6 protein-coding genes are annotated in these 8,046 nt (G+C 40.7%); 2 read left to right on the top strand and 4 right to left on the bottom strand.

The window, feature by feature from the left end; translation table 11 throughout:
• On the top strand, nt 1–169 hold a 169-nt coding region (locus tag VE944_RS07045; RefSeq protein WP_324974303.1), incomplete at its 5' end, for a DUF2470 domain-containing protein.
• Nucleotides 170–230: 61 nt separating this feature from the next.
• On the opposite strand, the gene VE944_RS07040 is transcribed toward VE944_RS07045, so the two are convergent.
• Nucleotides 231–3,377 carry a plasmid replication protein, CyRepA1 family gene (locus VE944_RS07040; protein WP_324974300.1) on the bottom strand — a complete coding sequence of 1,049 codons (3,147 nt, stop codon included), beginning with the start codon at nt 3,375–3,377 and terminating at the stop codon, nt 231–233.
• 616 nt (nt 3,378–3,993) lie between these two features.
• On the opposite strand from VE944_RS07040, the gene VE944_RS07035 reads away from it, so the two are divergent.
• Entirely contained in the window at nt 3,994–4,548 is a 555-nt protein-coding gene (locus tag VE944_RS07035) for a hypothetical protein (RefSeq protein WP_324974297.1), read from the top strand.
• 171 nt (nt 4,549–4,719) lie between these two features.
• Here the strand turns inward: VE944_RS07035 and bchB are convergent, their stop codons facing one another.
• The 3 genes from bchB to VE944_RS07020 all read right to left on the bottom strand — a co-directional run.
• Nucleotides 4,720–6,246 carry a ferredoxin:protochlorophyllide reductase (ATP-dependent) subunit B gene (gene bchB, locus VE944_RS07030; RefSeq protein ID WP_324974294.1) on the bottom strand — a complete coding sequence of 509 codons (1,527 nt, stop codon included), beginning with the start codon at nt 6,244–6,246 and terminating at the stop codon, nt 4,720–4,722.
• A gap of 475 nt (nt 6,247–6,721) precedes the next feature.
• Nucleotides 6,722–7,291 carry a peptidylprolyl isomerase gene (locus tag VE944_RS07025; protein ID WP_324974292.1) on the bottom strand — a complete coding sequence of 190 codons (570 nt, stop codon included), beginning with the start codon at nt 7,289–7,291 and terminating at the stop codon, nt 6,722–6,724.
• A 119-nt stretch (nt 7,292–7,410) separates the two neighbouring features.
• Nucleotides 7,411–8,046 (bottom strand): copper amine oxidase (locus VE944_RS07020; RefSeq protein ID WP_475483618.1); only part of this gene is annotated, 636 nt, incomplete at its 5' end.

Raw genomic sequence — 8,046 nt, 5'->3', positions numbered from 1 at the left:
TGCAGCACAAATACTGTCAATTGATGCACAAGGTATGGATTTAACAGCGCAAGTGAATGGGGAAGCTGTGTCAGTTCGCATTCAGTTTGATCATGTTTTAGCAGATGCGGAAGATGCCCATCAAACTCTAATTGCGATGGTGAAGCAGGCGCGGGTGAAGGCAAATTAGAAATTAGGCTAATTGTATAACTAATGCTTGGCTATCTTTAGACACGCCGTTTCGCTTTATCTTAGCTGTCAAGGATATTGGCTACTGTGGCATAAGCCTTGGTTTGGATAATTTCAAGCTTCCAGTCTGAAGAATAATCAGGCAACTCATAGCCAACACTCTTAACATGAGCCAACATCAACTCATCCCGTTGATGCCAAACTGCAAATATTTTCTCTCTGCCATCATAAAGCGTTTCTAGGTCGATTTGATAAACCTCATTTACCCGCTTTAGTTTCAAGCCTAACAAATTTAACAGTCGGCTGAGTATTTTGATTGCCGAAATCTGCTCTTTCTCCCCTATTAAGTTAATACCAAGCGCTCTTTTAATATGCTTACTGTGCTGAAAAACAATATTTTTCAGCAATATTAAATCTGGATTACTCTCAGTAAATTCTCGTTCTGCTTCGAGAAACTGAAGCATTCCCAAAGCTCTCATCGCCTCAACTTTAAGCGTGTAAGTTTTTAAATCTGGGAGAAAAACTTTCCCTTCACCCCAAGACAATTGCTGATGCCATTCTTGCTGATCTCTGACGTGAAAATACTCGCTTTCGTGAGTTAAATAATAATGAATTAACAGTTGACGATAATATGCGTGGTCATCCTGCAATTTTAGCCAAGGAGTAACTTCTAAACCATACCTTTGTCTGAGAACATATTTATTAATTTGGTTGCGTTCTCCATCAGTCAGAGAATGCTTTACTAATAGCTCCTCATATTCTACATAATCGATATCTTTAGCATTAGCTACAGCAGTTGCCACAGATAGTTGATTTTGCTGCTTAATATCTTTAATTTTGCGTTTAATTTCTTTAGCTTTTTGACGGCTTTGTGCCCAATCTTTTTGAACTTTGACAATTTCTAAAATTAATCTTTTGCGTGTAGTTAAATCATCAGCATCAGTTGCCAAAAACGCAAGGCGTAAATCTCGAATAATATTATTGTGAACAGCGTTACTCCGCATTTGAATTTGATGTCCATCAGCAATTAAACCATCTTGCATCGATTGACGGTAGAGGCGGATAGAGGCATTTACCCGTGCAGACAACTTAGCCCAAGTTCGCAAATGAATCGGGTCATGAACTAAAGGTAAATCCACATCTATTTTATGTAGTGGACTAAGCAAAGCTAAGTTTTCTTTTTGATTTTCTTGATACCAATCAGATAGCAAGCGATAATTTGTACTACCACTACCAATTAAGCCAATACCTCGTTTCGCGCACCAGACAACACGCGGCACATCATCCCGCACTCTTGCTAATGCTTGTCTTGCTTCCGAGTCAGGAATTACGCCTTGAAAAATGCCATAAACTCTGTCGAAATGTTGGACATCAATACTAATTCCCGTACCAAGGCTAGGGGTGACAAAAACGCCGTCATATTCAGAGATTTTTTGATTGATAGCTGCGATAAAATCAACCGCTTCGTGGCCAGGTGTGTTTGTAGTGTGGCTACTAACTACTAAGGTTTTAGGAAATTGCCGTCGTAATTTTTGTAACCGCTCTTTCAGATAACGTTCAATTGTTTCACAACTGTAACGCCCAGCGCGACTATCGGTAGTAACATAACATTTACGTCCAGCAAATAAATCCAATTCCAATTGATGAATTAGCGGTGTTGGGTTCGGCGAATCATAAAAAGTTACGTCCCAACCATGTTGAGGCTTCCATTGGTTGAGAACTACCCAAGGGGTTAATTTAATTCCTGCCAATCCCTGTAAATATTCAAGTGACACATCTGATAAATCAGCATCTTGGGCAATTACTAAGCCTCCAGTTGTTAAAACTGTGGAAATTAGTTGTTGGAATAATTTTAATATTTTTACACGTTTGTGTTTACAAGTATTACTATTTAATAGATGCCACAAAGACTGCTCTACTTCATCCAGAATTACTATTGCTCCCCGCCAATTTTCCGGGTTAAGTTTCCAAATAGAATCAACGCACAAACCAAGAGATTGCTGAGGTGAGAGTGAGCGGAGGATGGGAGGAGCGGGGGTAAGTGTTTTATCAATCCTTTTGTTTGTATCTTCTTTATGTGTTCCCCATTGAATACCAATTTTTTCACACAAAAATCTTCCTAATAGGATTCTGTGAGTAATTAACAAAACAGGTTGATTTTTAATTTTTGCTTGCTGAACAACGGCTTGCAGTGCTGTAGTTTTACCTGTTCCTTTTGCTGATTTGACTCCTACTAATCCAGAAGTGGGGAAAGGTATTTCACCTATATAAGGGCGATTTAAGGTGAGTGCAGCAGGAATAGTTAACTCAGTGTGAGGTTTGGTTTGAGCAAGATAAATTTCTAAGTCAACGCTTTGCCGATAAACTTTCTCGAAACTATTTGCACCTTTCGCAACGATAAACTCATCAACTCCTTTTTCGATTCCTGGAAGTTCGATAATTTTAACAGTGCAATTTTTTTGCTGGAATAAACAACCAATTTGAGAAATGGCATTATTTACAGCAGCAATTGTTTTAGGTTGAGTTTCAAAATCAAAGCAAATATAAAAGCTACGCTTTGTAATTGCAAACGCTGCTAAGTCAGGAATTAGCTGACGACGGGTAACTTTGCCAAATTCATCTTTAACAACCCGATAACCACTGGTAATTCCGGGAATGGCAATAGCTACATATCCTTGCGTCAACAGTGTGGCTGCTTTCTTCACACCCTCGCAGAGAATCAGGGGAATGTTATGTTGCATCACCCATTGCCAAAAGCCTTGAGCTTCACCATCAGCAGTAATGGTGATATTGTCAGGCATGACCAGATTGTAACGTCCAGCAACTTGCTGCCACACTTGCAGCGTTACCCGCAAACAAAACACCCGTGTTGGTGTGCTAGGCGGATGCTCGTATTTGATGGACTTACCATTGTGATTCTGTCGGGGTTGATTTGGCTTAAAGCATCCCCATTCCATCATTTGCCAATTATTCAAAGGGTCTAGCCCAGAACACCACCAACCACCTTCAGTAATATGAGCATAACGCTGCAACCATTCAGGTTTCACCATTCCGGTATTGGTGCGAGGGAGTAGCTCAGAAATCAATAGATACTCATAAGCAGTTACGCCTTGGAGTGACCTAAAATTGAGTTGCACTAGGTGTAAGTCTATACCACTACTCTTGACTAATTCTTCAAGGTGTTGGGGGTGTAAATAGTGCAGATGCATAGGAAAAGGCACGAAGGTAAGTCAATGAGATTAAAACATTAACATGCATCTGCTTTTTTTCTATAAGAGAGATTGCGAGGGTTTTATGATTCTTTTTTTACCTCGTTATGGGAGACACATCGGTTCGGACTCTAGTAGACTATTCTGCCTATTAGATCCCCGAAGTAATAACTTTGTATTGTGATATTTGTTCGCTATTAATTTTTATTTATCAGTAAATTTTTCTGTTAAGGAGTGCGATCGCTAGAGGGGTTGCAGCAGCGATCGCTATAAGGTAATATCTTCATCTACATTCAGCAAAAACTGTACACTAAGCATCCATCTGTTACCACACCTCATGTTTGGGATGTGACATCTCTGATGAATCAAGACAAAAACGCTCACTTGACAGAATTCTTTAACGTCGCTCCAAAGATGTGCTAAGAAAACTTTGAGATAGCCTTGACTGTTATCTTTATTTTGCGATCAAGCCTAATACAGATACTTCGACGTAACACTTTTACTCAAGTAGCACGGTAACTTCAAAAGCTGATTGGCGGTAAAATAGACAACAACTTTCCAAACAAGTTCAATCTGCTTTATAAACCCTTTGCTTTTAGTTCCGAATGTAGGAAATATGGCTTTATACTTTTTGAGTATACCGTCTGCTTGTTTCATCATTAGCTATTTTTTATTAAAAAAGACTAATAATGAAATCTCACATTTAGTAGCTGTATTTGCAGCTATCAGCTTGATTTTGGGTTTAATGTTAGCTCCTTGGCAGATTTTAGTTCTACTATTAAGTCTTATTCTTATCAGTACAAGCTACGAATACTACATAAGCAAGGTAGGCAATAGAAAAATACAATATCTGCAACAGCCAGTTCTCAAATCTGAACCAGATTATAACTTAATCTACCGTGGGGCTTCTTATCGTGCTGACCTTGATGCCAAATCAAATGGAGTAACTCTACCATTAGTAACCCATAAATTGAGCTTTAGGGGATGTACTTATTTTGTTTACGCTGATTCTAATGCCCAATCGGCTGGAATAATGACACCACCAGTAACTTATAAATTGAGCTTTAGGGGAAGCACCTATTCTATTTTAAACAGAACTGCACAAAGAGAAATTAAAGAGTTAAGAAAAACCACGATAAATATCTCCGGCAAACTTTACAGCAGCAGTTAAAAATTAGCGAATAAAGTCTTTATAGATACATCGAGATGGGCTAATTTATTACAACTGAGTCCTACCATGAACAAGCTGGCTTTATTCGTTTGCTGAAATCAGAATAAGTAATAATAAAAGGCATTCATTTAAGATATGCCCTTTATTATTAAAAATTGCTAGCCCGTTAACCTACGCACCAACAGCTTCCTTCGCGGCGTACAACACCTCAGCGTTGATTTCTTTGAAACCGCGATCGCGGGCAAATTTTTCAGTATTACGCTTCACTTTACCGCGAACAAATCCCGGAATTTTATTCAATTCTGCTTGACCATCTTTTGTCCAATTCAAATCAGAATCAGCAGAAATTCCTCTAGTAATTACTTCTTTGGTATCGTGACCACCGAAGATTTCTAACAGGTGATCTTCCATTCCCAAAGTGAAGGAATTGTAGATCAAATCTGTAATCTGATTAGTGCCTTCGTAACCCATAAATGGTTTGTAACCAATGGGGAAGTTTTGGACGTGGATTGGTGCAGCAATTACGCCGCAGGGAATATCTAAACGCTTACCAACGTGGCGTTCCATTTGGGTGCCGAAAATCGCAGAGGGTTCGACACGAGCGATCGCATCCCCAATTTCACCATGATCTTCGGAAATTAGCACTTCATCGCAATACTCGCTAACCTGTTCGCGGAACCAGTCTGCATCATATTTACAGTAGGTTCCAGCCCAAACAACATGAATCCCCATTTCTCGCGCCAGAATCTTGGTAATGGCGGCGGCGTGAGTATTATCACCAAAGACTACAGCTTTTTTGCCAGTCAAGTTTTGACAGTCAATAGAACGGGAGAACCAAGCAGCCTGAGAGACATGCAAGGTTTGCTCATTGATGAAGTTTTCGTAGTCAGCTTCTGCACCTTGAGCGTTAATAACCTGCTGAATTTTGCGAATACAACGGGCAGTTTCCACTACACCCATTGGAGTAATGTCTATATAAGGTGTGCCGAATTGTTCTTCCAGGTAACGTGCTGTGGTCAAACCGAGTTCACGGTAAGGCACCAGGTTAAACCAAGCTTGGGACATCTTTTTCAAGTCATTCACCGAAGCACCTTCGGGAATTAAGGTATTTACCTCAATCCCTAAGTCAGCCATCAGCCGTTTCAGTTCGGTGCAGTCGTGATTGTTGTGGAAACCAAGGGTAGTAGTACCGATAATATTTACCGAGGGCTTTGCTGTTTTGCCTTCAGGCAATTCGCCCCGCTTCCGGGCTTTTTCAATGTAGTATTGGACGATTTGATCCAAAGTGCGATCGGCGGCTTGCAGTTCGTTGTAGCGGTAGTGGTTCACATCCGCCAGCATTACGTCTCCTTTCGCTTCCAATTGCGCCCGTTCGACAAAGTTGTGCAGGTCTTCTTGCAAAATGCTGGAGGTGCAGGTGGGAGTTAACACAATCAAATCTGGGTGTTCCTCGGCATCCTTGCGGATGATGTTATCTACCACCTTCTCTTGGGAGCCGCGTGCCAAAACGTTGCGATCGACGACACTGGTTGTTACCGGAGTGAAATCCCTCTCGCGCGATAGCATGGAGCGCATGACGTTAAAGTAGTCATCGCCAATGGGGGCGTGCATGATCGCATGGACATTTTTAAAAGAGCTAGCGATTCGCAGAGTGCCGATGTGGGCTGGGCCTGCATACATCCAGTAAGCCAATTTCATGTTTGTGTTCTCCCTTTTCAATAGAAATAACACGGAGTCCGATAAGAGTGGACTATAAGTGCTTGATTATTATTAAATCGTTTCTGATTGTCTCAAAAGTTGTATCCCTGATGAAGTGAAGACTTGTAAGGATTTTAGCTGCGCTGTGTAGGGGTAGGCATCGCTCAAACCTTGTTCCTGATTAGAATCTAGCTTCTGAATTTAACAATATTACTGTTGCTTTTTTAAAATAAATCTTAATTTTTCGGCAAATTTGTTTTTAATTTTGGGCGGTGTGTTAACCATCACCAATAAATTTAGAAAATTTATGTACAACTTCTCCAAAATTACAAACATCCTTTAAAAGGATGTTTGTAAAGAATCCGGTTGTATTAATATTCCCACTAACCCTCCTTAAACAAGGAAAAAATGCGGGAATAACACTAGCGCTATTTCTTCATTCAAGGGAATAGAAATTAACCTAAAGAGGTATTAATTACTGCCGAAAAATTTCTACTTTTTCTAACACTACGTCTTGATTCGGACGATCTCTAGTCGTAGGCACATTGGCGATGCGGTTGACTATATCCATACCTTCGACAACTTTACCAAAAACACTGTGTTTGCGGTCAAGATGAGGTGTTGGCCCTTCTGTAATGAACCATTGCGAACCATTAGTACCGCGTCCTGCATTTGCCATTGAGAGAATACCGGCACTAGAGTGTTTCAATTCAGGATGAAATTCATCTTCAAATTGATATCCCGGGCCACCAGTACCCCATCGGTTGGCCATATCAGGATAACGAGCCAGGGGATCGCCACACTGAATCATAAAATCAGGGATGACTCGGTGAAAGCGAACTCCATCGTAGGCAGGAGTCCCTTTCTGAGATTGACCTGTCTTAGGGTCTTTCCAGTCGATTGCCCCGGTTGCTAAACCTACAAAGTTTTTGACGGTGTTGGGGGTTTTGTCTTCCTCCAAAAGAACTATAATTTCACCCAAGGAAGTAATTAAACGAGCGTGCAATGTGCCATCACCGGGAATATTAATTTCTGGAAAATTCATGAGCTATCCTATGAATGAAAACTGCTAGTATTTGACCTACATAAGCTTATCAGCATTCAAGTTACAGGTTTACAGATTACGAAAAAACTGATCCAAGGAAACTTTAAAAAACGAATATTTTACTCTGGTAAATTAATCGCTGGATTACGGCTAAAGAATCCTCTAGGGATTAGCTTAAAGCCAACTCGGTGAACAGGCATCACAGGCCAATCTTCCGATCGCGGAACATGAGTCACGCCCATTGTGTACCACAGCACGATATCTTCACCCATCAAGGATTCATCGTCTGCAATATATTTAGGTAAACCCTGTCCTGGTTGAGTTTGGTTTGGATAATCACCGCCAGCGTAGAGTTCAACAGGTTTATATTTTGTTACCCAAACGTGGTGAGTCGCAAATTCTGCCTTTTGACGGATGTTTGAGCCTTCCACAGGGAAAAATATGGAGTTTCCACCAGGCATCAGCATATATCCAGGTGCAGCCCCTAGCATATTTTTCTTATCTGCGCTAATCATCCATTCCCGGCTACTTTTCATATCCAAATCGCGGACAGCAGCCGTTTCTTTTGTTAATGGGGTTTCTGTAATTGCGATCGCATTTCCTAAAGGATTTTTCTCATCCATTGGCAAAGCTTTCACATTCATTTCCATCACAGCATTAGCCTGTCCATCGACATCAAAATCTAGGCGATAGTTGAAAAAGTGCTGGTGATTTACTCCGAAGATATTCTTAGCAATTAGCCGACCATAGGAATC

The sequence above is a fragment of the Nostoc sp. genome, from assembly GCF_035638895.1.
Classification (GTDB): Bacteria; Cyanobacteriota; Cyanobacteriia; order Cyanobacteriales; family Nostocaceae; genus Nostoc.
The sequence above is the reverse complement of the archived record's forward strand: the minus strand, read 5'-3'. Positions and strand labels throughout refer to the sequence as shown.

Excerpts from the sequence above, each read along its gene's own strand:
- VE944_RS07040 (WP_324974300.1), bottom strand. The coding sequence starts at position 3,377 with ATGCATCTGCACTATTTACACCCCCAACACCTTGAAGAATTAGTCAAG.
- VE944_RS07035 (WP_324974297.1), top strand. The coding sequence starts at position 3,994 with ATGGCTTTATACTTTTTGAGTATACCGTCTGCTTGTTTCATCATTAGC.
- bchB (WP_324974294.1), bottom strand. The coding sequence starts at position 6,246 with ATGAAATTGGCTTACTGGATGTATGCAGGCCCAGCCCACATCGGCACT.
- VE944_RS07025 (WP_324974292.1), bottom strand. The coding sequence starts at position 7,291 with ATGAATTTTCCAGAAATTAATATTCCCGGTGATGGCACATTGCACGCT.